The sequence below is a fragment of the Pseudomonas sp. B14(2022) genome, assembly GCF_012030485.1.
Classification (GTDB): domain Bacteria; phylum Pseudomonadota; class Gammaproteobacteria; order Pseudomonadales; family Pseudomonadaceae; genus Aquipseudomonas.
Map to the genome: position 1 here is coordinate 125,376 of NZ_JAAUVM010000016.1, position 22,506 is coordinate 147,881.

22 protein-coding genes and 1 pseudogene are annotated in these 22,506 nt (G+C 58.5%); 14 read left to right on the forward strand and 9 right to left on the reverse strand.

The window, feature by feature from the left end:
• Positions 1–90: 90 nt before the first annotated feature.
• The gene (locus HCF10_RS21810; protein ID WP_034069245.1) at positions 91–1,173 is read left to right on the forward strand and encodes a type I restriction endonuclease; all 1,083 of its coding nucleotides are present in this window, start codon (positions 91–93) and stop codon (positions 1,171–1,173) included.
• 210 nt (positions 1,174–1,383) lie between these two features.
• Here HCF10_RS21810 and HCF10_RS21815 read toward each other — a convergent pair whose 3' ends face one another.
• The gene (locus HCF10_RS21815; RefSeq protein ID WP_167656378.1) at positions 1,384–2,004 is read right to left on the reverse strand and encodes a hypothetical protein; all 621 of its coding nucleotides are present in this window, start codon (positions 2,002–2,004) and stop codon (positions 1,384–1,386) included.
• Between the two features lie 398 nt (positions 2,005–2,402).
• Between HCF10_RS21815 and HCF10_RS31500 the strand changes: the two genes are divergently transcribed.
• From HCF10_RS31500 to HCF10_RS32110, 3 genes and pseudogenes are all read left to right on the forward strand, one after another.
• Positions 2,403–2,597, forward strand: coding sequence for a hypothetical protein (locus HCF10_RS31500; protein ID WP_237683163.1), 195 nt, complete (start codon positions 2,403–2,405; stop codon positions 2,595–2,597).
• Complete coding sequence (locus tag HCF10_RS21820) at positions 2,594–2,920, forward strand: low molecular weight protein tyrosine phosphatase family protein (protein ID WP_167656379.1); 327 nt, start codon at positions 2,594–2,596, stop codon at positions 2,918–2,920. Before HCF10_RS31500 ends, HCF10_RS21820 begins: the two co-directional genes overlap by 4 nt.
• A gap of 202 nt (positions 2,921–3,122) precedes the next feature.
• A pseudogene (locus HCF10_RS32110) lies at positions 3,123–3,221 on the forward strand (DNA adenine methylase); the annotation flags it as partial.
• A gap of 297 nt (positions 3,222–3,518) precedes the next feature.
• On the opposite strand, the gene HCF10_RS21825 reads toward HCF10_RS32110, so the two are convergent.
• Both HCF10_RS21825 and HCF10_RS21830 read right to left on the reverse strand, forming a co-directional pair.
• On the reverse strand, positions 3,519–3,776 hold the full coding sequence (locus HCF10_RS21825; RefSeq protein ID WP_167656380.1) for a bacteriocin immunity protein: 258 nt from the start codon (positions 3,774–3,776) through the stop codon (positions 3,519–3,521).
• Between the two features lie 2 nt (positions 3,777–3,778).
• Positions 3,779–5,671 (reverse strand): S-type pyocin domain-containing protein, encoded by a 1,893-nt coding sequence (locus HCF10_RS21830; RefSeq protein WP_237683164.1) that lies wholly within the window; start codon positions 5,669–5,671, stop codon positions 3,779–3,781.
• A 445-nt stretch (positions 5,672–6,116) separates the two neighbouring features.
• Here HCF10_RS21830 and HCF10_RS21835 point away from each other — a divergent pair, with 445 nt between their 5' ends.
• Positions 6,117–7,286, forward strand: coding sequence for a tetratricopeptide repeat protein (locus HCF10_RS21835; RefSeq protein WP_237683165.1), 1,170 nt, complete (start codon positions 6,117–6,119; stop codon positions 7,284–7,286).
• 213 nt (positions 7,287–7,499) lie between these two features.
• On the opposite strand, the gene HCF10_RS21840 is transcribed toward HCF10_RS21835, so the two are convergent.
• Positions 7,500–7,982, reverse strand: a complete 483-nt coding sequence (locus tag HCF10_RS21840; protein ID WP_167656381.1) for a GNAT family N-acetyltransferase — start codon at positions 7,980–7,982, stop codon at positions 7,500–7,502.
• A gap of 178 nt (positions 7,983–8,160) precedes the next feature.
• Here HCF10_RS21840 and HCF10_RS21845 point away from each other — a divergent pair, with 178 nt between their 5' ends.
• The 4 genes from HCF10_RS21845 to HCF10_RS21860 all read left to right on the forward strand — a co-directional run bounded on the left by HCF10_RS21845 (position 8,161) and on the right by HCF10_RS21860 (position 9,806).
• Positions 8,161–8,460 (forward strand): hypothetical protein, encoded by a 300-nt coding sequence (locus HCF10_RS21845; protein ID WP_167656382.1) that lies wholly within the window; start codon positions 8,161–8,163, stop codon positions 8,458–8,460.
• Positions 8,461–8,507: 47 nt separating this feature from the next.
• Complete coding sequence (locus tag HCF10_RS21850; protein WP_167656383.1) at positions 8,508–8,873, forward strand: hypothetical protein; 366 nt, start codon at positions 8,508–8,510, stop codon at positions 8,871–8,873.
• Between the two features lie 79 nt (positions 8,874–8,952).
• Entirely contained in the window at positions 8,953–9,384 is a 432-nt protein-coding gene (locus HCF10_RS21855; RefSeq protein ID WP_167656384.1) for a YeeE/YedE family protein, read from the forward strand.
• A gap of 2 nt (positions 9,385–9,386) precedes the next feature.
• On the forward strand, positions 9,387–9,806 hold the full coding sequence (locus tag HCF10_RS21860; protein WP_131699773.1) for a DUF6691 family protein: 420 nt from the start codon (positions 9,387–9,389) through the stop codon (positions 9,804–9,806).
• A gap of 38 nt (positions 9,807–9,844) precedes the next feature.
• On the opposite strand, the gene HCF10_RS21865 is transcribed toward HCF10_RS21860, so the two are convergent.
• The gene (locus tag HCF10_RS21865) at positions 9,845–10,567 is read right to left on the reverse strand and encodes a hypothetical protein (protein WP_131699774.1); all 723 of its coding nucleotides are present in this window, start codon (positions 10,565–10,567) and stop codon (positions 9,845–9,847) included.
• 142 nt (positions 10,568–10,709) lie between these two features.
• Between HCF10_RS21865 and HCF10_RS21870 the strand changes: the two genes are divergently transcribed.
• The 3 genes from HCF10_RS21870 (at position 10,710) to HCF10_RS21880 (ending at position 13,175) form a co-directional block, all read left to right on the forward strand.
• Positions 10,710–11,090: a cupin domain-containing protein gene (locus HCF10_RS21870; RefSeq protein ID WP_131699775.1), complete on the forward strand. Its 381-nt coding sequence runs from the start codon at positions 10,710–10,712 to the stop codon at positions 11,088–11,090.
• A 102-nt stretch (positions 11,091–11,192) separates the two neighbouring features.
• A complete protein-coding gene (locus HCF10_RS21875; RefSeq protein ID WP_167656385.1) occupies positions 11,193–12,449 on the forward strand; it encodes a hypothetical protein in 1,257 nt (418 codons plus the stop codon).
• Between the two features lie 99 nt (positions 12,450–12,548).
• On the forward strand, positions 12,549–13,175 hold the full coding sequence (locus HCF10_RS21880) for a glutathione S-transferase family protein (protein ID WP_131699777.1): 627 nt from the start codon (positions 12,549–12,551) through the stop codon (positions 13,173–13,175).
• Between the two features lie 71 nt (positions 13,176–13,246).
• On the opposite strand, the gene HCF10_RS21885 is transcribed toward HCF10_RS21880, so the two are convergent.
• The 4 genes from HCF10_RS21885 to HCF10_RS21905 form a co-directional block, all read right to left on the reverse strand.
• Positions 13,247–14,989, reverse strand: a complete 1,743-nt coding sequence (locus HCF10_RS21885; protein WP_167656386.1) for an OPT family oligopeptide transporter — start codon at positions 14,987–14,989, stop codon at positions 13,247–13,249.
• A 463-nt stretch (positions 14,990–15,452) separates the two neighbouring features.
• Positions 15,453–17,510 (reverse strand): methyl-accepting chemotaxis protein, encoded by a 2,058-nt coding sequence (locus HCF10_RS21895; protein WP_167656387.1) that lies wholly within the window; start codon positions 17,508–17,510, stop codon positions 15,453–15,455.
• Positions 17,511–17,831: 321 nt separating this feature from the next.
• Positions 17,832–18,530, reverse strand: coding sequence for a tRNA (adenine(22)-N(1))-methyltransferase (locus HCF10_RS21900; protein WP_167656388.1), 699 nt, complete (start codon positions 18,528–18,530; stop codon positions 17,832–17,834).
• 13 nt (positions 18,531–18,543) lie between these two features.
• Entirely contained in the window at positions 18,544–19,254 is a 711-nt protein-coding gene (locus HCF10_RS21905) for a FadR/GntR family transcriptional regulator (protein WP_131699781.1), read from the reverse strand.
• A gap of 427 nt (positions 19,255–19,681) precedes the next feature.
• On the opposite strand from HCF10_RS21905, the gene HCF10_RS21910 reads away from it, so the two are divergent.
• Together HCF10_RS21910 and gudD are read left to right on the forward strand one after the other, a co-directional pair.
• Entirely contained in the window at positions 19,682–21,043 is a 1,362-nt protein-coding gene (locus HCF10_RS21910; protein ID WP_167656389.1) for an MFS transporter, read from the forward strand.
• 19 nt (positions 21,044–21,062) lie between these two features.
• Positions 21,063–22,388, forward strand: a complete 1,326-nt coding sequence (gudD, locus tag HCF10_RS21915; protein ID WP_167656390.1) for a glucarate dehydratase — start codon at positions 21,063–21,065, stop codon at positions 22,386–22,388.
• Positions 22,389–22,506 lie beyond the last annotated feature (118 nt).

Below are 22,506 nucleotides of genomic sequence, written 5' to 3' on the forward strand. Positions count from 1 at the left end.
GATGGAATGCCAGTAGCAGAAGTGGATTTAGGCATAGTAGCGTTGCGCCTCTACGACCCCGATCGGGTGAACGTGCAACGGAGCAGGGAAATGGATTTTGTAGAACGCTTAAATGCAATGTCAGCGAAGGTTAATCAGTTAGCGTCGACGATACAAACGGAGGAAGCAACGAAAACTGCTTTCGTCATGCCATTCATTCATACCGTGTTGGGCTATGATGTGTTCGACCCCTCCGAAGTGGTTCCCGAATACGTGTGCGATGTGGGCACGAAGAAAGGGGAAAAGATTGATTACGCGATTTTGAAAGATGGTCAAATCCAGATATTGATCGAAACTAAAAAAGTCGGCGAGCCGCTCAATATCAACCATGCGAGCCAACTCTTCCGATACTTTCATGTCACCACTGCACGAATTTCCATCCTTACAAATGGCAGGTTTTATCGGTTCTACACTGATCTTGATGCACCAAACAAAATGGATGAAAAGCCGTTTCTAGAGATCGACTTGCTTAACATTGATGAGCACGTCATCCCTGAACTTCAAAAGCTTACGAAGTCCGCTTTCGACGTTGATTCGATCATCAATGCCGCAGGCGAACTGAAGTACGTGGGCAACATAAAAAAGGAAATGGCTAAGCAGTTCACCCAGCCTGATGATGATTTCGTTCGCTTCTTCGCATCGCGAGTCTACGAAGGAGTCATCACCCAAAAAGTTCGAGATCAGTTTACTCTGCTCACAAGGAAAGCCGCAGCCCAGTTTCTCAGTGACCAAATCAACGATAGGTTGAAGTCAGCAATGAGCAAAGCCACATTTCCCACGCTCGCTGAATCGGTCGTCGCTGAAAATCAGGCTGAAGCCCAAGAAGAGCCTGAAGATCGTATTCTGACTACGATGGAGGAGCTGGAAGGTTTTCATATTATCAAAGCGATTGTCCGGACCGTCATAGATGCAAAGCGCATAGCCAGCAGAGACACCCAGAGCTACTTCGGCATCCTTCTAGACGACAACAACCGCAAACCTATCGCGAGACTTCACTTCAATCGTAGCCAAAAATATCTTGGGATTTTCGACAAGGACAAAGTTGAAACGCGCCACCCTATCAACTCACTCGACGAGATCTATGAGTTTTCAGCCTCGCTGAAAGAGACGATATCTTTTTACCAAGAAGCCTGAGCAAGGACTTCCCAGTCCTTTGCCTACAGGCCCAGGGACTGGGATTACGCTAATCTTCGACCAATAGCTGCCATTGGTGACCGCCAGCTGTCGGCCAAAAGCGGTCTCGAGCCGAGCCGCCGGGGCGTCTCGGCCCTTCGGGCATTCATCCTTCACACCTACGGGCTTCGGCATGCGCGCACCGCTTGCGAGGGAGCGCACCACTCCTCGTTAATCTGTAACCTGCGGGCAAGGGTTAAAAACCTCGGTTACGTCGAGTGTTGTATGCCACGGGACGGCAGTGCCTGACACCATTCCGCCTACGGTTTGCTGTCGACCCGACTTGCGCACATATCCGCCATCCGTCCCAGTGAAGACGTGCTGCCCTGGCTTCGTCAGATAATCAAAGAAACTGACTTTCACAGGCACATTCATTTGCCCGCCCGGCGTAATGACGGCGAGCATGATCGCGCGGTCTTTGGTGAATACAACGAACGGTTCGACTCCAGTGCGACCACCAACTGTCTTCACGCACTGCACTTGTTCTGGGAGGATGCGTGCGGTTTCAGTGTAGGTGTGGTTGTTGTAGAGGCTAAGGATCAGGCCTTTGCTGGTCAACACCCCCAGGCCTTGAGTAACTCTGCAGCTGCCTTCGCTTCCATATGGGAACAAGCACCAGTTCGTTTCCGACACGGCTTGAATATCCGATGGTGCAATTTTCAGATCGCGCTGGATTTGGGCTTTTGATTCCGGCGTGTCGTAAGGGATCATCACGCATCCACCGACTGTCACTGCTGCGATGAGGCCTATGGCCGCAGCTACGCTTTGAACTGATGATTTGAAGGTGTTCATTGTTCGCTCTCCTTGCTGTATTACCACCACTGGAAGGCTGTGGCGATTTTGGTAGCGAACCTTACGGCATGGGCGGCAAGCAGTCATCCTCGTGCTGATAGCTGGATCGGTAGATGACTTGACTGGACGCTTACAGTCAGCATGCAGGTAGCCTGGAAAAACTGATTTTTTCAACACAATCGGCCGCTTTCAGCCGGTCGTGGATGGAAGAAACCGACCCAGAGCAGCCTTTCGGCACCGGCAGAAGTTGGCTGTTTGGCGCTGAGACCGCCTACAGTCATTAGCTGCTGCTAGTATCAAGCGCTCAACCTATCTAGCCCCTGCATCGATTCACGTTTACTATATTTCCAACTCGTATTACTGCGGCTTCTGAACCCGGTACTCACGCGGATATAACGATGAAAAGAACCCGCGCCTGGAGACGTATGCAGGCCCTTAAATGCAGAGGCGACAATACGGTTCGTCCGCTGGAGTTCAAGCCAGAAAAACTTTGGAAACTGATGTACACCCGCGCAGCCAAACTGTACAGAGCACACCAACTCGGGATGAGCTATCCCATCCGCACAACCCGCCAACTACTGGATCAAGAGTGACTAACCTCCTGTTCGTCTGTAGCCGTAATCAATGGCGTAGCCCTACTGCGGAAGCGATCTGGCGCCGTCGTCCCGGCTTTAATGCCCGTTCAGCAGGAACCAGTCCAAATGCACGTAAAACTATCAGCCCAGCGGATATTCGCTGGGCTGATGTGATCTTTGTCATGGAACACAAACACCTTAATCGTCTTCAGGCTGAATACGCCCGCCTTCTTGAACACAAACGGCTCCACTCTCTCGATATTCCAGATGATTACCGCTACATGGATCCTGAACTGGTGGGCATGCTTGAAGACATTGTGACGTCCTACCTCACCACATAGGCTTCATGCGGGAACGACTGTCGCAGGAATGGTCGCGGATAAGCCGGCGGGCCGATCTAGACCTTCTATTGCATTTAAGATCAAGTTCACACCCATTAGCCGTCATTTGTGACGGGCCACTTACTGCCAATAGCGCACAGCTATACAGGGTTAGCAGCCCTTCCTTGAAGCTTGAAGGCGTCTATGGAACTAAGGGCGATTCAGGCAGGTGTTAGAGGGCTTTCATTTTGAAACTGTCGATACTCAATGCACAACCTCTAACCAGCGGCAAGGTAAGGCCGAGGTGAGTGGTGAGTGGTGAGTGGTGAGTGGTGAGTGGTGAGTGGTGAGTTGATGATCATGAACGGGGAGGCCGCCTCGTTGGGAGGGCTATTCTAATGACCGTGGATATTTGATCCAACCGACTTGCTGTTCGTGCGTACTTAGGACACAGAAAGTGGGGGAGTGACGCTGCGATGTTCGGGAGGGAAACTCCTCCCCGGTTTTTCGGTAATACATTTTGTCGCAACCGGATTTGCAATAAAATATGCTGCACCTTCAAAAAACGGAAAGCCCGATCACCGAATAAAGATCGGTGATCGGGCTATGGTTGATTTAATTAAGCGGTTTTGAAACCTGGCTTGCCATTAGCAGCTCGCCACTCTTTAATCCTTTTAAGAATACCCACTGGCGTATCCTCGGCTCCTTCAGGAGGATAGAAAATAATATCTGTACCGTCCGGATGCTCTGCAGCACCAACAATAGCCTGAATTACCGCATCCCTATCTTTTTCAGTTTTTAGACTATGATCAACTAAAGAATTGATCAAGCTCAAAAACTCACTTTCCGAATATTCTGGAATTGTTTTAATAGCCATTTTCAAAGCCCTTTTGCCGAGTGAATGCTGATATGAAGTCTGGGAGTCGTAATGCGGAGGTTATCGATATCATAAACAGCTCCTTTTTGGCCAACACCAATGACGTGATGAATCTCATATTTCTCTCTACCACCTACCTGCTCTGTCTTAGGCGGAAATGGGGATAGACCATCTTGCATACCAGCTATGTTAAGATTATTAAAATTTCTAACAAGTACTGGGTCATTAGCAACAGCTTTCCAGAAGGCCTCTCGGAACTCCCTGAAATTCTTGAATTCCTTCCCGCGAAGCTGATCAGCAATCTGTGATGGAATGGGAGCCCCCTCACCTTGCGATGCAGCACCCAACCAGTTCCCCGACACAGGCTGACCAACACCTGTTACAACACCTGCACCCTCTCGCCGATCCCGGAACATCGTATAGATCGGTGGCAGACCTGAATCCGCCGGAAAGACCGTAATAAAATCATCAAAACTCGCTTCTGTAACTGCAGGAAAAGCGTCAATACGGCCTTCCACCGGAGTCACCGTAGCGCCAGTGTAAACTGTTGGCACAGGCTGTTCAGTAGGCGAAGTCGTTGAATTATTCCCTGGGTTGACAATAGGCGTCCAGGTTAGAGTCCGTGGAGGTACATCCGCTGTCGTAGCGCTATAGACTTTCTGTGCCGCATCATAACGAGCCGCCACCACCCTGACCTTTGACGGAACCGTCACGCCATCAGTCTTGACTACAAAGACCTCTGACCGCCCATCGGCAGCAGTTTTTGAGCTAATGCGGTAAGCCAAATCAACGGTGCCACCTGTGGCAGCAACGCTATTCAGATCTTGCTCAAAGTCAGGAATCAGGTCCGATACTGGGGTACTGAAAGCATAACGCTCCGACAGTTCGCCATTCGCCAGCTTTGACGAGTAAAAGAGCGCTGAAACCCCAACAACAAGGCCTGCCCCAACACTCGCAACAACTCCGCCCAAAGCGCTAATAGCTGCACGAATAGCCGCTTGTAGAGTGAGCGCTGCGGCTTCAACGACCGTCACGGTTCCGGCGGAAGTCATAAACAGCGAGCCGGCAGCAGATGCAGAGCCCGGTGCACGGAACGTATTGGCGTTCCGAACAGCTTCATTTGCGGCGGTTAGGCGTGCTTGTTCGGCCTGAATAATAGCCAATGCATCTGCTGCCGCTTTCAAACGCCTGGCTGTTTCTGCATAGACCTGAGCGAGCCGAAGGGCCTCATAGCCTAAAGCCCAATCAATAAGCCGTTGCTTTCGGACTGCTGCATCTTGGTATTTATTATCCGGAAACACATCAGAAACAGAGTAGTAAGCTTTAAGGTCCGGGCCGACTTTCAGCGACGCTGCTTTGTCTGCTTGGTTTTTTTCTTCTGCTTTAGAGTTGTAGTATAGCTTTACATGAATCACATGTTCTTTTGTTACAGTTGATTCTGGAGTTGTTGCATCCATTGACTCATTAGAACCTCCCTCACTCTCTACATCCTTTTTGATTTTACTGTCGATTTTCTGCATGTTTTCAGTATGCGCGGCATCAATTTCTTTTTGAAACTTGCTTGTGAACGCATTTATTACATCTCGCCTTTGGAGGTCCATGCGAGTAGCGGGAGGGAAGAAGTTCAGTGGCTGATTATCGCTTCTAAGATTGAAGTTAAACGCCCCTATCAAGGCCGGGGCTGTCACTCTGGATTCTCCGAGCTCTATTGTCATTACCATTTCCTTTTGGTTAAGTCGTCTGGTCCATTCATCGACAGTATTCCTATTTTTGAAGGCTTCCAGCCTTCGCTGCTTCGTGTACCTCGCCCGCCTGAGGTTATCGCGAAGCATGACGTCGGCGAGCAGAGATACTGTATACTCATCCATATTATGCATCAATGCATTTTTTTGCATAAATGCATTTTATGCATCTTTAGAATTGGCTGGAATGGCAATGTGATTTCGCCTAATGAAATCCCTGAGGTTTGAAGCAGAAAATTTGGAGTGCCGTCAGGGGGGCTCTGGGCATTCGAACCCATATTTCGCAAGCATCCACTTCTGGCCGATCTCTGCCTTCGCGAAGCTCAGCTTAAGGTCGTTTGCTACCCACAGCTACCGGCTAGCTCGCTCGAAAGCTGCCCTCCGGTAAGCGAGTAATCAAAACAGGTTCAAGTAACCCGAAAGCGATCCTGACCTTCACTGCATGCCTACCGTAATGATGCTCCCCGACCAACCCATCACGGCGCAATTTGCCCTGCTGGGCGCGATGTACCATCGCCATCAACGCCTACATGGGCCTACACATGCGCCGCTGGTTCGCAGCGCCGAACGCGGTTAAACCTGTTGTAGAAACACATCTATGTACCGGCGCGTGAGCATCGCTACACTGCTCACCTACACCTCACGAATGGATTCGAAATTGCGCCGGTTTGTCGTTCCTTTGGTTGCGTTGCTCCTGGGCTATCTGGCCTATCTTTTAATCACGTTCGCTATCACCGTATGGCGCAGTCCGCACAGCGTCACGCTGCTGATGGGTGCGTTCTACGACGAAGGCCTGGTGGTCGATAAAAACCCGGTCAAGGCGGCAGAGTGGTATTTGCGCGCTGCCGAAAACGGCGAACCTGTCGCGGAGTATAAAACCGGTATTTTCACCTACTACGGGCGCGGCGTAGCGGTGAATCATTCCAAGGGCCTGGAGTGGATCACTCGGTCGGCCGGGCATGGAAACCCGGATGCCCAGTATTTCCTGGGTATTTCCAATATTGCAGGCCAGGATCAACCCAGGAGTTTCGCCCAGGCAGCCATGTGGTTTCAAAAAGCCGCCGAACAAGGGCATGCCAAAGCGCAAGGAGACCTCGCGAGGCTTTACTACCGAGGTGATGGCGTTGAGGCGAGCGATCAGCAGGCGTTCGCATGGGCAAGCAAGGGCAGTGCTCAAGGGGATGCCGAGTCACTCATACAGTTGGCAACGCTTTACGCACTGGGCAGAGGCGCGCCGGTCGATCTTGAGCGATCGGTCAAGCTACTTGCTCAGGCAGCCGACAGCGGCAATGCCAAGGCTTACGAAATGATGGGCGTCGCGATGCTCAGTGGTCGCGGCACACCCAAGGATGTACCCGGCGCAGTGCAGTGGTATACCCGTGCTGCCGAGCAAGGCCGGGCCGATGCGCAGTTCATTCTCGGCTACCTCTACAGCAAGGGAGATGAAATACCGGTCGACTACCCGACAGCGAACCGATGGTTGCTCAAGGCTGCGGCGCAAGGACACGCGTTTGCAACCGCCCTCCTCGCTGTGCAGATGGACACCGGCCGAGGTTTCGAACGTAACAAGCTTAAGGCGTGCGGGCTTTTGCGCGTAGCATTGAAGCGCAAGCTGCCGAAAAATGAAGAAGAGATGCGCGCCCAGCTTGAGCACGAAGAAAAGACCCTTTCGCCAGGCCAACTGGCCGAGGTCGCGGCGCTGGAAAACCTCTATTCAACGCCTGAAGGGCTCGAACAACTGTTGGCAGATATAACGAGCGTGCAGTAAGCAGACCAACACCAAACCAAGCCTTCAAACCGCTGCCTGGCGCTACGGGCCAAGAAGCAAGCGACAGCAGCAGCGAACTGACCAAGGCAAACGCTCCCCCTTGTGCCGAGGGAGGTCCCACTACTGCTTCGACGTAGCGCTGTCGCGCAGCAAACGGGGCCTCTGTTTGAAGGCTGGCGTGAGCCTGGCTTCTCCACGCGCGGGTCTGGCCAACTAGCCCGCCGGCCCCGGCACCGCAATGTGCCGGCGAACATAATAATTGTCGAATTCACTGCTTTCGACAAATTGGAAGCCATGGCGGGTATAAAAGCGATTCGACGCGCTTTCTTTAAGAGCCCCCACTTTAATAGGGAGTGCAGCGTTATCCGCCTCTTTGAAAATCTGAATGAGCACTGCAGCGCCGATCCCCAATCCTTGCGCGCCAGGTCTTACATATAAGTGGTCGAGCAGAAATTCATTGGAGTGACGCTGAACCGCTACAAAACCAACCCTCTCTCCACAGACCTCGATATAACGTGTGTCGCGGGCATCAAAGCCGCTGGCAAAACGCTCGCGAGCGCGTACTGGGTCGAATCGCCCGACACGCTCCAGACTTTCACGCATGGCTTCAATTCGAATGGCGACAAGATCGTCCAAATCGCTTTGTTGAGTGGGAACCAGGACAACCGAGGGATTTTGATTGAGTGCGGCAAGCATATTTGCGCTCCAAACATCGCGTATCAAGCGTGACGCAGGGCCACAAACGGGTCAAACAAACAGCTCGGCAGTTTGAACCTTTTTCAATTTCCACAGAAGCATGCGTTTGACGCATCGATGCGCGAGACCTTGCTGTAATATTCGCCGGCCATTACCCCGCTTACTTGAGATCACGGATTTGAAAAAACTTCTCTTGCTCGGATGCATCACCGCAACCCTGACTGGCTGCACCTTCACCGGCGCCAACGAAGTGGCTCCCGGCGAATACATGATCACCAGCCATGGCAGCATCTTTAACTCCCGGGAAGGTCTGCTGGAAAACATCAATCAAAAAGCCGGGAAGGTCTGCAACGGCAGGCCCTACCACTTGGTCGGTGACACCGGCGCCAATATGGTCGTGAGCACAACCACTCACATCGGCCAGACCCCTACCACTATCCTGGGCCTGAAAGCCGTCTGCGAAGACAGCAAAGAATAAGCCCCGTGGATGTTCAAATCGCTCACCTTACGAATGGAATCGACAGCATGCGTAATGCTAAGCGCCCGCTTATTGAACGTCGCCTCATCGCCACCCTCACCGACGCCTGCGAAATCGCCAAAACTGAAATCCCCGGCTTCGACTGGCTGACCCACACCGTCGACTACAGCGCCTTCCCCCAAAGCCTGCGGGTGATCTGGGTGTTCGACAGCCGCGCCAACAAGGACCACGCCCTCTCGACAGGGGCAGACACACGCATGCGTGAGCTGACTGCTGCCGCACTCAACGACGCCGACGTGCACGGCGCGCCCATGGAACGCTGCGTCCACTTCGACTCCGAAGAAGAATGCCACTTGCGCCATGACGGCGATTGGCGCCTGCGCCTGGCCAAGGTGCATACGGCCAAGGTGTGAGTGCGCGTCTTCACCCGTTGGGGTTGGGGATAAAACTGTGGTATCGATGCACGTAGTCCTCACACACCCAGGCCCTGCCATGACTCTTTCCACCCACTTCACCCCTTGGACCGCCCTGCTCGGCGGCGCCCTGATCGGCTTGTCCGCAGGCCTGTTCATCCTGCTCAACGGCCGCATCGCCGGTATCAGCGGCCTGCTTGGCAGCCTGCTCTCCAGGCGCGGCGAGGGGCGTGGGGAGAAACTGCTGTTTGTGATCGGGCTGCTGGTCTCGCCCTGGATCTGGTCGTTGTTTGCCAAGCTGCCTGAGTCATCGTTCCAGGCCGGTGGCTACGCGCTGGTGCTGGCAGGGCTGCTGGTGGGGATTGGCACGCGGTATGGCGCCGGTTGTACCAGTGGGCATGGCATCTGCGGACTTTCGCGGTGGTCGCTGCGTTCGTTGGTCGCGGTCGGTTGTTTCATGGGCAGCGGGTTCGCCGGTGTCTATTTCATCCGCCACCTGCTGGGAGCCTGAGCATGCGCAAACTCACTGCATTGATCGCCGGTCTGATCTTCGGCCTGGGGCTGCACCTCAGCGGCATGACCAACCCGGCGAAGGTGCTCGCGTTCCTCGACCTCGCCGGCGAGTGGGACCCTTCATTGGCCTTGGTCATGCTCGGCGCCCTGATGGTGAGCAGCGTGCCCTTTTACGTCGTAAGGCATCGCCAGGTCTCGCTGCTGGGCGCACCGATCCAGATGCCGACGCAAAGCACCATCGACCGCCGCCTCGTGCTGGGCAGCCTGGTGTTCGGCATGGGGTGGGCGATTGCGGGGCTATGTCCCGGGCCGGCAGTGGCATTGCTGTTGACGGGCCAATGGCAGGTGCTGGTGTTCACGTTGGCGATGGTGACGGGTATGCTGATTTTTGCAGGGATTGAATCGCGCAGGCGGGGTTGAACCGCCTGCACGGCTTCATTTTTACCCCACACAGTAGATCACGCCTGCGCACTGAACCGCTGTATTCCACGCCGCTCATACATCGCCGCTTCCGTCTGTTGCGTCGCCAGTTCGCCTTTGGAGGCCAGTTGATTAATAAAAATCCGGTCCCTGGCCCCTTTGAAGTCCGACGGGTCGAAGTCTCTTAAGAGCGGCGCCAGATCAATGGTCTTGGCGAAGTTTTCGTTGGTCAGGCTGTAATAGCCCAGGCCCGACCAGACGGAATCGGCGTCCACCGTGTCGATGGAGGCATTGCGGTAGGCAACAGCTGCGGTTTTCAGGCCAAGGGATTGATTGAGCAAATCCGTCAGCCGTTTGGTATCCGAGCTGCTGAGCTGGCTGGCCGAATCCAGCACTTTCAGGCGGCCATCGGCCTCGACGGTGAAGCCGTATTTTTTGCCGGCCAAGTCGGGAGCGATGGCCGACAGCGCTGACTCGAATGCCTTGAAGGATGCCTTCAGCGTATTGAGCGCGCCGGTGGAAATTTCGACGAGCCGAGGGTGGTCTGGCGACTGGGTCCGACCGACCCAGACGTCGACCACCTCCGGCGGTTCCACCGTGGTGCTTGCTGATCCACTGGGATGGTAGACGGCCGCCGGGGCGGCGTTTGCCAACGCTTCCTTCGCGGCCTCTGTCAGTGGCTGGGCCACGAGCTGCTGGTCGGAAGGTGTAAGGCTGGTGTTGACCGGCGGGAGATAGGCAGCGCTGACGGAAAGAGCCATTTTATCGATCCTTGATTGGCGGGTTCATACAGGTTATCGCCGGAAATCGGCCGAGCTTTAGACGGCCAACGTGCAGGATCGTACAAGCCAGGCGCCTCGTTGCCTCGATAGTCTGGCCCTCTTACCTACCAGAGGATGGATCATGGCTACGTCACAGCACCCGGCACAACCGGTAAACCTTGCGCAAAAGGCGTCGCTCATCAACGAGCAGTGGAGCCCCAGGGTCGTCGCCGAAATGAACGACTACCAGTTCAAGGTGGTGCGCATCGAAGGGGAGTTCATCTGGCACTCACACCCGGAAACCGACGAAGCGTTCCTGGTGTTGGAAGGGACGCTGCGTATCGATCTGCCGGAAGGTCCGGTGTATGTGGCGGCGGGCGAGTTGTATGTGGTCCCGCGTGGCGTTGAACATCGGACCGCCGCCGAGGGTGAGGCGAAGCTGATGATGATTGAGCCTCGGGGCATCTTGAATACCGGCCATGAAGGCGGTGAGCGTACTGCAACAAACGATCTTTGGATCTGAAAAAATCGCGCGCCTCATGGGGCTCGGTCATTGAGCCGAGCCTTTGGCGGGTAATTTCTGGATAATGCCCAGTTCCCGCCCCCGATACGGACATCCCGCTCGATGAAGTTGCCCACCGCCGCCCTCCTCCTCGCCTCTGCGCTGCTGCCTTCCATCGCCCACGCCGACGATGCCGCGCTGACCGACACGCTCAAGGCCTTCACCCGCTGCGACGCGACGTTCTTCAGCAGCCTGAACAGCCACCGCGACGCCTGGCAGGCCTACGCGCCGCTCAAGCAGGACAAAGACTTCGCGTGGATCGCGGTAGTCAACCGCGCGGACCGCAAGGCCAACGCGGTGCCGATCAGCACGCCGCCCATCGCCGGTTTGAAGCTGTTGTCGTACGCCGACGAGGCCAGCGACCTCGGCAACCTGGGGCGTTACTATTACTGGGGCTTTGTTGTGCAAGGCAATATCGACGAGGTTGCCCAACGCCTTGCCCCGCTGCTCGACCAGCCTGCTCGCCTGCAAAAAGGCGATGACGCCTACATTCGCAGCGAGCTCAAGGTCGGCGACCGTTGGCAGGCCATCAAGCCACGGCCCGGCGTCGCGCCGGGCACCCGCGAAGTCGAGCGCGTGCTGCTGGTAGAGCCGGAAGGCACCGACGGCACGCAATCGCGCATCAGTTGTTCGTTGCAGGGCGGTGTCGATGCGGCGCTGCTGGCCTGGTCACGTCCGGACATCGAACCGGCTGACTACCCACGCACCGTCGTAGAACCGAGCATCAACGACGTCGCCGTACCCGCCAGCGTGCTCCAGCACCTCGACTCGGCCCTGCTGCAGCCGAAGTTCAAGACGTTGAGCTACACGTACCTGTCGAAAAAAAGCGATGGCAGCAACGACACCCCCACCTCGGTGACCTTCACGGCGGTGGGTGGCTTACTGAATAAGAACGAGATCTACAGCGACACCTTCCATGTCGAGCGCCTGGTGCAGGCGGACCTGATTCAGTTGAAGTCGAAGATGAATGGCGTGGGCGACGGTCAGGTGCTGCTGACCCGCGAAGCCGAACTGAATATTCCGAGCAGTTGGACGCCAGGCCAGACGCTGAGCGCTAACCTGCATATGGCGAACGTGCCCGGCAAACCGACCGATACCCCGCTCGAGACCTCCGTGAGCTGCAAGGTCGGCCAGCGCTTCCCGGCCCGACAGGTGTTTGCCTCGTTGACCGGCGACGCCATCAAGCTTGAGTGCGAGCAAGGCGACTACAAGACCTCGCGCGCGTTTATCGAAGACCTGGGCATTGCCCTGACGTTGGAGACGATGTCGAGCAAAATGCGCTCGGCGTATGAATACACGGCGTTCGAGGTGGTGCGTTGATCGAAGGGGCGTTTGCCAAGCAAACATCCCGCTGATTCAGGGCACTCTACGTTGTCGCAGCAGTCTGTTCCTACACACCCCATGCCCCGCGGAGTTCCCATGATCATTGTCCATCACCTCAACAACTCACGTTCGCAGCGCATTCTGTGGCTGCTGGAAGAGCTTGGCCTGCCGTACGAGATCAAGCGCTACCAGCGCGACCCGAAGACCAACCTTGCGCCACCGGAGCTCAAGGCGATCAATGCGCTGGGCAAGTCCCCGGTGATCGAAGACGGCGCCAACGTGGTGATCGAGTCCGGCGCCATCGTCGACTACCTGATCCGCCGCCATGGCGACGGTCGCCTGCAACCGGACCCGGCCACGGCCGCCTACGACCAGTATGTGCAATGGCTGCACTTCGCCGAAGGCTCGGCCATGCTGCCGCTGATGCTCAATCTCTATGTGGGACGCCTGGGTGATGCCGGTGCGCCGTTGCATCCGCGTATCGAATCGGAAGTAGCCAATTACCTCGGTTACCTCAACGAGGCGCTGGCACACACGCCGTATCTGCTGGGCGATGAATTGAGCGGCGCGGACATCCAGATGAGCTTTATCGGCGAAATCGCCAAGGCCCAGGGCAAGCTGCCGGCGTACCCGCACCTGGCAGCGTGGGTGCAGCGTTTCCAGGCACGCCCGGCTTATCGCCAGGCGCTGGAACAGGGTGGGGAGTATGCGTTTGCCAAGTGAGTCGTGCGGCGAACGCTTAACCCATCAAGAACCGGACTGTTGTGGGGGAGATGCCAGCCTTGGGGGACAGCTTACCCATTCCCCATCATCTGCCACAGCGACGCCCCCACGCCGGTGATGCTCTCCCCGGCAATCAACCCCGCCGCTGCGGTAATCGCAAAACGCTCGGTAATGCTCGGCCAGCGGCAGCTCACCAGCCAGGTGAGCACCGCACCCAGCGCCATCATCAGCGACACCGAAGCTGGCAGCACAAACGCCAACCCCAACGCAGCGGCACTGGGCAAGTAGCGGGCGCGATGGGCGGGCAACAGGCTGTCGAGTACCCCCAGCAACACCCCCGCCACACCGGCAATAGCAATCGCCCAGCGAATGCTCGCCGACAATGAATCCAGCCCATGGGTGAGGGTTTGTGCCACGGCTTTCCAGGTCGCGACCGCCGGCGCCGGCCATTCTTCGGTGAGCAGCATCGATTGCGGATCAGGAATCAGCGCCAGGTACGCGAACACCCCGACGATGCTGCCAATGAAAATCCCCAGGATCTGCGCGATCACTTGCTTGTGCGGCGTGGCGCCAATCGCCTTGCCGACCTTGAAGTCGTTCATCAAGTCGGTGCACTGCCCGGCCGAGCCGCCAGCAGTGTTGGCGCTCATCAAGTTGATCGGCACTTGCCCCGGCGCGACGATGCCGAAGCTCAGCTGGGACAACTGCCCGATGGCGCCAATCGGCGGAATACCGGTGGCGCCCACCACGCGGGCAGCAACGGCCGCCAGGCAGATCGCCAGGGGAATAGTCAGCAACGCCATCCACAGATTGATGCCGAACAACAGCGCCTGCAGGCTCACCACCAATACGATCGACAGGGCGAAACCGGCGGCCGGCCCAGGCTTGGGGACGCTCCAGGCTTGCCCGCCGGCGGACTTTGTAGAGGTGTACAACGCCCACAACCGAATGGTTAACGACGCCAAGGTTGAGCACACCATCAGGCTCACACCCGGCCACAGTAACCACTCCACCAACGCCGCGAATTGCGGGCCGCTGCTGCCGGCCGGCAAGGTCACCAGGCCTTGGGCCAGCAGCCACGGGCCGAGACCGCCCCAGGCAAGCAAGGCACCGAGCAACAGGGTCAGGCCGACGCGAATGCCGATAATGCCGCCAAAACCCAGCAGCAACAGCGAAGGGTCGGCGGTGAAGGTCAGGCGTTCCAGTTGGGCACTCGGCGACCAACGCGGGAAGGCCCACACAAAGGTGTCCACCCACTTCACCAGCCCGGACAGCAACGCCGCACTGAGCAGCACCTTCAAGCGCGTCGCGGCTTCGCGCCCATGGTTGTAGATATGCAGCAGGGTTTCCAGGGTGGCCATGCCTTCGGGAAACTTCAGCGCCTTGTCATTGAGCAACGAAGGCCGCAGGTACCAGGCGATCCAGATGCCCAGGAAACTCACCGAGAACACCCAGGCGATCATCGGCCATGCGTCCAGCTGGTTGCCGGTCAGCAGGGTATAGGCCGGGATCGGCGCCACCAGCCCACCGGAAATAATCGACGCGGCGGCCGAGGCGACGGTCTGGTTGATGTTGCTCTCGTGCAACGTCCACGGCAGTTGCTCGGACGACCGCCTCGCCAGGCCCTGCCAGATCGCATACCCCACCAGCAGGGCAATGATCGACATGTTGAACGACCAACCGATCTTCAACCCGGCGTACACATTCGAAGGGGTCAGCAGGATACCGAGCACGGTGCCGGTGATGACCGCGCGCAGGCTCAGTTCGCGTTCGACGGGGGTGTGAAGGGGCACGGTTGATGGGGGGGCATGCATGCGGATTCCTTTCGGCAAGGGAACAGGGCGACTTAACAAGTGAGCCCTGTCGGGGCTGAAGGTTCCGGGTTTAATGCTTGCCACAGGTGCAGCGTTTTCCCTTAACCGGCTTGCGCCTTGTCCAGCAGCGGCTCGCCGTCGAAGCGATGCCCCGACCCAAGCAATTTCGCCTTGCCTACGCCGGCAACCTGGGCACGGACCATGTGCTGCACTACCGCTTCGACGCCGCCACCGGCGCACTCACCCCGATCAGCAGAGGCTTCGTGAGCGTGCCGACCAATACCGGGTCGAAGAGAAGCAGTCGCGCAACATCGCATTTTCCCCCAACGGGCATTGGCTGCTGGTGGCCGGTGAGAAAAGCGACAAGGTCGGCACCTAGGCGGTCAGTGCCACCGGTGCGTTGAAGCGTGTGGGAGCGCGCTCGCCCCCGCACACCGGGTTGGATCTTGAGGGTTTACAGACCTCAGCTCAGGCGAAACCGTGCGGTGTTATCACTCAACGCCTGGCTGCCTTTGCTCAAGGTGTCCGCTGCACGATTTACTGCGCGCGCGCCGTCGAGCAGGCGCCCGGCGGCCTGGTCGACTTGCTGGATATTGCCGCTCACTTCATCCGCCGTCGCCGCCTGCTCCTCCACCGCCGTGGCGATTTGCGCCAGGGTGTCGGTGACGTTCTGCACCGCGCCGGCAATCTCGCCCAGGCGCGTGCCCAGGCCGGTGACGGACTCGGCATCGGTCAACGCCTGCTCGCACGCGGCGCCCATCAGCGTCACCGCCTGGCTCACCGTGGCGCGCAGGCTGTCGACGGTGCCGGCGATCTGCGCCGTCGACGCCTGGGTGCGTTGCGACAGGCTGCGCACTTCATCGGCGACCACCGCAAAGCCACGGCCCTGCTCGCCTGCGCGGGCGGCTTCGATGGCTGCGTTGAGCGCCAGCAGGTTGGTCTGCTCGGCGATGCCGCGAATGGTGTCCACCACCGATTGAATCTGCTGGCCTTGCTGACTGACCTGCTGCAAGGCGTCCGAGGTATCGGTCAGGCGCTGGTTGAGCTGCTGGATGCTGGCGGTGGTGCGCTGGCTGTCGCGGCTGCTGTCTTCGGCGATGCGCCGGGTGTGCTGGGCACTGCCCGAGGCCTGTTCGCAGCTGCGCGCGACGCCCATGGACGTGGCGGCCAACTGCGTGGCGGCGGCGGCGATCTGGCTGATCTGGTGCTGCTGGTCTTCGACTTCGCTGAGGGTGCTGCCCGATTGCGAATTAAGGGTGAGCACCGCCGAGCCGAGCTGCTGGGTTTCGTGATTGACGCCGAGCAGGCTGGCGCGCAATTGCACCACCGCGACGTTAAGCGCGGTACTGATGGCCGCGAGTTCGTCGCGCCCTTCCACCGTCACGGCCACGCACAGGTTGCCGTCGCGCAGGGACTCGGCCAACGTGGTGATACCGCTGGCGCTGCGGCGGATGGAGGCTTGCAGGCACATGAACAGGTACAGCGCCGCCAACGCCAACAGGCTGAACGTTGCCGCCATCGGTATGAACTGCGTGTTCGCGTGCTCGTGGTAGTAGTCCAGGCGCGCATCCATCGACGTCAGCGACCGAATGCGCAGCGCGCCGAGCGACTCGAGCGTGGCGTCGATACTGCGCTCGAAACCGGCGGTATCCAGCTTGATGCTGCCGCCGAACACGCCGTCGTCGAGCACTTTGAGTTCGTTATCCAACAACTGCAGGCTGGTGTCGTATTGCGCTGTCCACGGCTCCATGCCGGCGTACTGCTTGGCCTTGAGCGAAGCCGCAGCCTTGACCAGTTGATCCCGCGCATCGCCGATGCGGCTGCGCAGGTCGCGCATCTGCAAACGGCTCTGCAAGGTGAACTGCCCCGAAGAAATCGAGGACTGCCCGACACTGGCCATCCGCCCGATGCGCTCGATCAGGTCGGGCGTTTGCTGGGTGCCGATCTGCATGAGCATGTAGGTTTCCAACCAGGGGTCGAGGATCAGGCCGGCGTCGAGGGTGATCTGTTCGCGCAGGGCCTGCATCGCCGTCAGCGCAGCGGTGAAGCGGTCGTAGCCATCCGGCCACCAGCCAACGGTGCGCAGGGACGCCGAGTCCATGCCCTTGACCGTGGCCTGCAACGCCTCGAAGCGGGCCAGGACATCAGCGCCGGCGCTCTGGGTTTTCAAAGCATCACCGAGAGCTTGCAGGCTTTGCAGGATCACCGGGAAATTGGCATCGACCTTATCCATCGCCGCCTTCGCCGCTGGCGTCGGGGCATGCAGGATGTCCGCCGCTTTCCAGCGCGCAGCCAGGTTACGTTGGGCGCTCAGTTGGCCGTCCAGCGCATCCAGGGCCAATAGTTGACGAAGACCGGACTGCTCAGCGGAAATCACGCTTAATTTGTCGCGATAGTCCTGGCCGATCATCCACAGGCTTCCGGCCAAGGGGAGCATGAACAGGAAAAACAGAACCTGGAACTTGCGCGCGAAGCCGAAACGTCCGAGCAGGCGGATACCAGGTGATAAAAAGCTGTGCATGTCCGACCACTCCCGAAAACAACCCACCCGGCGCACCGCTGGGCGAAGCCTTGAAATAAATGAAAGCAAAATGCCATGTCATTGATTGGTAAGGCTCTAGCAAGATACGGGCCGCTCACACCCAGCCCCGAAACAGGGCGTTCGCTGCACGAACGCCCCACCTCGCGTGCGCGAAAATGGGGCAAAAGCACTCAGTAGCGACAAGGCCGCTGTCACCGCCGGAGACGACTGACCGAGGTACGTTCCAAAACGCCCTCAATCACAAGCATCCTATCGGCCGCGTAAGGGGAGAACTTGAAGGGCCGTCATCGGGAAGAAGTGTTATCCAGCCAGTAACGCAGTAATCCATCTTGCCTGCCGTGCAATTTCCGCGACCTTATCTTCCGGCACGGCCTGCCGCGCATGCTCGAAGCTGGCCAGGGTCTTCTGCTTCTGACGCAGCATGCGCTGCCACTTGGCCAGGAACACCGGGCTGCGCGCCTGCATCTGCAGGGGGCCGAAGTACAGTTGTTCGGCGCTGTAGATCACCGGCGTGGTGCGTTCGGCGACGATGATTTCGTAGTAGAAACGGTTTTCCCGCAGCAGCTCTTCATCGAGGAGGGTGTAACCGTTTTCCATCAACCAGTGACGCAACGGTTGTTCGCCACCATTGGGTTGCAGGATCAGGCGTTCGTGACCGCTGAGGTGGGCCTTGCCGCCTTCGAGGATGTCGCGGATCGTTTCGCCGCCCATGCCGCAGACGCTGATCGCGGTGATCGCGTCTGCCGGCTTTATCGCCGCCAGACCATCGGCCAGGCGCACCGTAACGTGCTGCTCCAGGCCGTTCTCCCGCACGGTGCGCTCGGCCGCCTGGAACGGAGTGATCGCCACCTCGCCCGCCACCGCGGCCTCGATCACGCCACGGCGCATCAAGGCCACCGGCAGGTAGGCGTGGTCCGAGCCGATATCGGCCAGCCGCGCGCCCATCGGCACATGCGCCGCCACGCGCTCCAGGCGCATGGACAAGGTGTGTTCGTTCAACCTGTGTTCCTTTTTATTCGCCGGAAAATCGATCCCGGCTGTTGGTCAGATGCAACACCATCGCCGCCCGCGCCGCGTCCGGGTCCTGGCGCCTGATTGCGTTGAAGATCGCCTCATGTTCCAGGTTCGCCAATTGCCCGAGCTTGGCGAAGTCCGCCCCGCCACGTTCGGCGCCTTTCACTTGGGTACGCGGAATCATCGCATTGCCCAGGTGCAGCATGATCTCGGTGAAGAAGGTATTGCCGGTGGCTTCGGCGATCAACTGGTGGAAACGCTTGTCCTCTTCCACACAGCTGTCGTTGTTGGCCAGCGAGGCCTGGTAGTCGTCCAGCGCGGCGCGCATGTGGGCAAGCTGCTCGTCGGTCCTGCGCACGGCGGCCAGTGCCACTGCCTGCACCTCCAGGCCCAGGCGCAGCTCGAGCATGTTGCGCACGCTGGCGACGGTGTCCACATGCAGGCGCAAACCTTGCTGGGCCTGTTGCGCCAGCACGAAGGTGCCGATGCCATGGCGCGTCTCCACCAGCCCCGAGGCTTGCAGCTTGGACAGCGCCTCGCGCACCACGGTACGGCTCACCCCATGCTCAAGCACGATGGTGGATTCGGACGGCAGCTTTTCACCCGGCTTCAACTGCCCAAGCAGGATGCGCTGGGTCAGGGCGTCAAGCACGCCTTGGGCCAGGTTGTTGGAGCGTCTACGAACGGGGGGGCCGTTTTCAATGGGCATAGTTACGAATCCACGGGGTTGGGCAGGAGGGAGCTTAACATCCCGCCCCACGGCGTAACCCCACTGTAGGAGCGAGCTTGCTCGCGAAGAACCTGAGGGCGCCGCGTTTATCCAGGCTGCCCGCATTATCGTTGACGTTTTTCGCGAGCAAGCTCGCTCCTACAGGTTGGGGTGCGAGTGAAAAAAATCGCTCCACTTGTATGACAACCAACATTAATGGCCGCCAGCGCCACCCTTTCAAAAGCCCTCTCAATCTTCTCTAAAACCCCACCCCAACCCGCAAAATAACCAAAACAGCACTAAATACTGGCTCTTATAAACACAAAAACATCATCACCGCATTGCGAACTCCAGAAATCAACTTGTATGATGTCTATCAACAAGACACGCAAACCCGCATAAAAATAATCAGGGGGAGTTTTGAATTGTGAACAATTCAAGCCATGCATCTGCCACACCAGACAGTGATTCGGTCCTCGCGCAAGCCGTGAGAAAAGTGAAGAGCCATGTGCTCCCACTGTTCGTGATCATGTTCATCCTCAACTACATCGACCGGGTCAATATCGGCTTTGTGCGCACGCACATGGAAACTGACCTGGGCATCGGCGCTGCCGCCTATGGGTTTGGCGCCGGGCTGTTCTTCATTGGCTACGCGCTCTTTGAAGTGCCCTCGAACATGCTGCTGCAAAAGGTCGGCGCGCGCATCTGGCTGACCCGCATCATGTTCACCTGGGGCATCGTCGCCACGCTGATGGCGTTCATCCAGAACGAAACCCACTTCTACATCCTGCGCTTTCTACTGGGCGTGGCCGAAGCCGGCTTCTTCCCTGGGGTGATCTACTACTTCACCCGCTGGCTGCCGGGGGTTGAGCGCGGCAAAGCCATCGCGATTTTCCTCAGTGGCTCGGCGGTGGCCTCGCTGATCTCCGGCCCGCTGTCAGGCGCACTGCTGCAGATCGAAGGGTTTGGCTTCCACGGCTGGCAATGGATGTTCGCCATCGAAGGCCTGGCCTCGGTGGTGATCGGTTTCTTCGTGTGGTTCTGGCTCGATTCCAAGCCCCACGACGCCAAGTGGATGACCCGCGAAGAACAGGACGCTCTGGTCAACGCCATCGACCAGGAACAGCGCGAGCGGGAAGCCCTGACCAGCATCAAGCCGACCATCGGCAAGCTGCTCAAGGACCGCCAGATCCTGCTGTTCTGCGCCCTGTACTTCTGCATTCAACTGACCATCTACGCGGCGACGTTCTGGCTGCCGAGCATCATCAAGAAGATGGGCGACCTGAGCGATGTGCAGGTCGGCTTCTTCAACTCGATCCCGTGGCTGATCTCGATCATCGCCATGTATGCCTTCGCGACGCTGTCGGGCAAATTCAAGTTCCAGCAGGCCTGGGTCGCGGCGGCGCTGTTGATTGCGGCGGCGGGCATGTTCATGTCCACCACCGGCGGGCCGATCTTCGCGTTCGTGGCAATCTGTTTTGCGGCCATTGGGTTCAAGTCGGCGTCCTCGCTGTTCTGGCCGATCCCACAGGGTTACCTGGATGTGCGCATCGCCGCTGCCGTGATCGCCTTGATCAACTCCATCGGCAACCTGGGTGGCTTCGTCGCGCCGACCACCTTTGGCTTTCTGGAGCAGACCACCGGTTCGATCCAGGGTGGTCTCTACGGTTTGGCCGGCACGTCGGTGCTCGCCGCGATCCTGGTGTTCTTTGCCAAGACCGCCCCCTCCGCCGCTTTGACTTCGCCAAGCGTGACGCCAACGAGCGCCGCCGTCAGCAAACCTCTTTGAGCCTATCCAGGAACTTGCCATGAATACTCCCGTCGTCACCCATTTCCAGGTCATCCCCGTCGCCGGCCACGACAGCATGCTGCTCAACCTGAGCGGCGCCCACGGGCCATTTTTTACCCGCAACATCGTGATTCTCAAGGACAGCAGCGGCAACACCGGCGTCGGTGAAGTGCCCGGTGGCGAACGCATCCGCGAAACCCTGGAAGACGCCCGCAGCCTGGTGATCGGCCAACCCATCGGCCAGTACCAGCGCATCCTCAACCAGATGCGCAGCACCTTCGCCTCACGGGATTCGGCTGGCCGCGGCCTGCAAACCTTTGACCTGCGCATCACCATCCATGCCGTCACCGCCATGGAAGCCGCCCTGCTCGACCTGCTGGGCCAGTTCCTCGAAGTGCCGGTGGCCGCCCTGCTCGGCGAAGGCCAGCAGCGTGATGCGGTGAAAATGCTCGGCTACCTGTTCTACGTCGGCGACCGCAGCGCCACCGACCTGGCCTACCGCAACGAAGCCGACAACGAGGACGAGTGGTTTCGCCTGCGCCATGAAACAGCCCTGACCAGCGAGGCCGTGGTGCGCCTGGCCGAAGCCGCCAAAGCCAAATACGGCTTCAACGACTTCAAGCTCAAGGGCGGCGTATTGAGCGGCGACGCAGAGATCGAAGCCGTCACCGCCCTGGCCGAACGCTTCCCCGATGCGCGCATCACCCTCGACCCCAACGGCGCCTGGTCATTGAAAGAAGCCATCCGCCTGTGCCGCGATCAGCACCACGTGCTCGCCTACGCCGAAGACCCGTGCGGCGCCGAAAACGGTTACTCGGGCCGCGAAGTCATGGCCGAATTCCGCCGCGCCACGGGCCTGAAAACCGCCACCAACATGATAGCCACCGACTGGCGCGAAATGGGCCACGCGATCCAGCTGCAATCGGTAGACATCCCCCTGGCCGACCCGCACTTCTGGACGATGCAAGGCTCGGTGCGCGTGGCGCAGATGTGCAATGAGTGGGGCCTGACCTGGGGCTCTCACTCCAACAACCACTTCGATATTTCCCTGGCGATGTTCACCCAAGTAGCCGCCGCCGCCCCGGGCGACATCACCGCCATCGACACCCACTGGATCTGGCAGGACGGCCAGCGCCTGACCCGCGAACCGCTGAAAATCGAGGGCGGTTATGTGAAGGTACCCACCAAGCCTGGCCTGGGCGTGGACATCGACATGGACGCCGTGGCCAAGGCCCACGAACTGTACAAAGGCATGGGCCTCGGCGCACGGGATGACAGCGTGGCGATGCAGTTCCTGATTCCGGGATGGCGTTATAACAACAAACAGCCTTGCCTGGTGCGCTGAAGCGCTGGGTTCTGGGGGCGGCTCGGTCTCCAGAACACAATCAATCCAATGTGGGAGGGGGCTTGCTCCCGATTGCGGTGTGTCAGCCAGACATATATCGACTGACACTCCGCTATCG